Below are 2,553 nucleotides of genomic sequence, written 5' to 3' on the forward strand. Positions count from 1 at the left end.
AGGGCGGGGCCAGGGCGTGGCTACGCCGGGGCCAGGGCGGGGCTGGAGCGAGGAGCCTGGGCCGGGGTCGGCCGTCACCCCACCCCGGGCAGCGGCTCCTGGTCCACCTCGTACCGGTCCACCCGCTCCGCAGGGTCCCGGCACTCCGGCCCCAGCCGCAGCATCCGCGACTCCGGGTCGTGCAGCGGCCGGTGGCAGCGGCGGCAGGTCACCCGGGGGCGGAGGGTCTGCGCGGTGTCGGTACCGGGGAGCGGCTCTGGGCTGGTCATGGGGGAGACGGTAGCCGCCCCGGCCGACGGGCGCCGTGAAAGGATCCGGGCATGGCCACGGACCGCAGCAGCGCAGGAGACCCGGCGCGCACCCTCGCCCTGCTCTGGGGGCTGACCGCCGAGGAGAAGCCCGGCCGGCGCGGCCCCAGGCAGGCCCGCTCGACCGGTGAGATCGCCGCCGTCGCGATCGCCCTGGCCGACGCCGAGGGCGTGGACGCCGTCACCATGCGCAGGGTCGCCCAGGAACTCGGGCTGTCCCCGATGGCGCTCTACACCTACGTGCCCGGCAAGGCCGAGCTGCTCGACCTGATGCTGGACACCGTCTACGCGACCATGCCCCGCAGCGCCCCGGCCGACGAGGGCTGGCGCTCCCGGGTGACCGCCGTCGCCGACGACAACCGGGCGCTGTTCCGCGCCCACCCGTGGGTCGCCGCCGTCTCCACCAGCCGCCCGCCGCTCGGGCCCGGCCTGATGTCCAAGTACGAGTACGAGCTGCGCGCCTTCGAGGGCACCGGCCTGCCGGACGTCGACCTGGACGCCGCGCTGACCCACCTGCTCGGTTTCGTCCAGACGTGCGCCCGGATGGCCGCCGACGCGCGGGCCGCCCAGCAGGACAGCGCGCTGACCGACACCCAGTGGTGGGAGGCCAACGCCGGGCTGCTGGCCCGGGTCTTCGACGCCGAGCGCTACCCGGTGGCCGCCCGGGTGGGAGCCGCCGCCGGCCAGGCGCACGGCGGCGCGTACAGCCCGGACCACGCCTACGCCTTCGGTCTGGCCCGCGTCCTCGACGGCCTCGACGCGCTGATCAGGGGGCTGTAACGGCGGCCCGCGCGTCGTACTCCTCCCGCGAGGCCGCGACCTCCGGCACCCGCCGCTCGGACCAGTGCGCCAGTGCGGCGACCAGCTCGGCGGCCTCGCGACCCAGCGGCGTGAGGCTGTAGTCGACCCGGGGCGGGATCACCGGGTGCGCCTCGCGCCGTACGAAGCCGTCCCGCTCCAGCGTCTGGAGGGTCTGGGCGAGCATCTTCTCGCTGACCCCCGACACCCGCCGCCGCAGCTCGCTGAACCGGTAGCCGCGTTCGAGCAGCGCGCCGAGCACCAGCACGCCCCAGCGGCTGGTGACGTGCTCCAGCACGCCCCGGGACGGGCACATCCGGTCGAACACGTTCGGCGGCGGGAGCTCCCTCACGATCCCCGCGTTCTCCACGTCCTCACCTCCACGTCATGGTCGATGCCATTACCTCGGTATCAGTACCGTACTTCGAAGTGCGTACTTTCGAAAGGTTAGTGTCCTCCTTAAGGTGAGTGAAGAGGTCAGAGCCACACCGATCACACACCGATCACCGAGGAGCATCACCATGTACGTCGTCACCGGAGCCACCGGCCAGCTCGGCCGTCTCGTCGTCGAGGGCCTGCTGGCCGAGGTCCCCGCCGCCGAGCTGGCGGTCGTCGTCCGCTCCGCCGAGAAGGCGGCCGACCTGGCCGCGCGCGGGGTGACCGTCCGCGTGGCCGACTACGACCGGCCGGAGACCCTGGTCGGCGCCTTCGCGGCCGGGGACCGGGTGCTGCTGATCTCGGGCAGCGAGGTCGGCAGCCGGATCCCGCAGCACCGCAACGTGGTCGAGGCCGCGAAGGCCGCCGGGGTCGCGCTGCTCGCGTACACCAGCATCCCGGGCGCGGCGACCTTCCGGCTGGCCGACGAGCACAAGGCGACCGAGGAGCTGATCCTCGCCTCCGGCCTGCCGTACGCGTTCCTGCGCAACGGCTGGTACACCGAGAACTACCTTGGTGACGCGGCCGGCACGGTGGCCCGCGGCGTGGTGCTCGGCAGCAACGGGGACGGCCGGGTGGCCACCGCCCCGCGCCGGGACTACGCGGACGCGGCCGTCGCCGTCCTCCTCGGCGAGGGCCACGAGAACACGGTCCACGAGCTGAGCGGCGACGCCGCCTGGAGTCTGTCCGAGCTGGCCGCCGAGCTGGCGAAGGCCTCCGGGAAGCCGGTCGAGCACCGCGACGTCACCCCGGCCGAGCACCTCGCCGCCCTGGTCGGCGCGGGCCTGCCGGAGGGCTTCGCCCAGGCGCTGGTCGACGTGGACGCGGGCATCGCGCGCGGTGAGCTGGCCGGCACCCCGGGGGACCTGGCCCGGCTGATCGGCCGCCCGACCGTCCCGCTGGCCGAGTCCGTCCGCGCGGCCCTGGGCGCCTGACGCGGGGCCCGGCGCGACGGTCCGACCGCCGCGAGCGCCGGACAGGTCCGGCATCCGAACAATGTCATGACCAAAAT

Annotated in this window: 4 protein-coding genes; 2 read left to right on the forward strand and 2 right to left on the reverse strand. The window is 74.6% G+C overall.

Features of this window, described 5'->3' with window-relative positions; translation table 11 throughout:
- Positions 1 to 74 precede the first annotated feature (74 nt).
- On the reverse strand, positions 75 to 269 hold the full coding sequence (locus J0670_RS35565; RefSeq protein ID WP_207816739.1) for a DUF6011 domain-containing protein: 195 nt from the start codon (positions 267 to 269) through the stop codon (positions 75 to 77).
- A gap of 51 nt (positions 270 to 320) precedes the next feature.
- On the opposite strand from J0670_RS35565, the gene J0670_RS35570 reads away from it, so the two are divergent.
- Complete coding sequence (locus tag J0670_RS35570; RefSeq protein WP_207816740.1) at positions 321 to 1,088, forward strand: TetR/AcrR family transcriptional regulator; 768 nt, start codon at positions 321 to 323, stop codon at positions 1,086 to 1,088.
- Here the strand turns inward: J0670_RS35570 and J0670_RS35575 are convergent.
- Positions 1,075 to 1,422 (reverse strand): helix-turn-helix domain-containing protein, encoded by a 348-nt coding sequence (locus J0670_RS35575; RefSeq protein ID WP_207816742.1) that lies wholly within the window; start codon positions 1,420 to 1,422, stop codon positions 1,075 to 1,077. The genes J0670_RS35570 and J0670_RS35575 overlap by 14 nt on opposite strands.
- 205 nt (positions 1,423 to 1,627) lie before the next feature.
- Between J0670_RS35575 and J0670_RS35580 the strand changes: the two genes are divergently transcribed.
- Complete coding sequence (locus J0670_RS35580; RefSeq protein ID WP_207816741.1) at positions 1,628 to 2,476, forward strand: SDR family oxidoreductase; 849 nt, start codon at positions 1,628 to 1,630, stop codon at positions 2,474 to 2,476.
- Positions 2,477 to 2,553: the final 77 nt, after the last annotated feature.

It is taken from the genome of Streptomyces sp. FH025 (assembly GCF_017427025.1).
Taxonomy (GTDB): Bacteria; Actinomycetota; Actinomycetes; order Streptomycetales; family Streptomycetaceae; genus Kitasatospora.

Coding starts and splice junctions, on each gene's coding strand:
- J0670_RS35570 (WP_207816740.1), top strand. CDS start 321: ATGGCCACGGACCGCAGCAGCGCAGGAGACCCGGCGCGCACCCTCGCC.
- J0670_RS35580 (WP_207816741.1), top strand. CDS start 1,628: ATGTACGTCGTCACCGGAGCCACCGGCCAGCTCGGCCGTCTCGTCGTC.
- J0670_RS35575 (WP_207816742.1), bottom strand. CDS start 1,422: ATGTGCCCGTCCCGGGGCGTGCTGGAGCACGTCACCAGCCGCTGGGGC.
- J0670_RS35565 (WP_207816739.1), bottom strand. CDS start 269: ATGACCAGCCCAGAGCCGCTCCCCGGTACCGACACCGCGCAGACCCTC.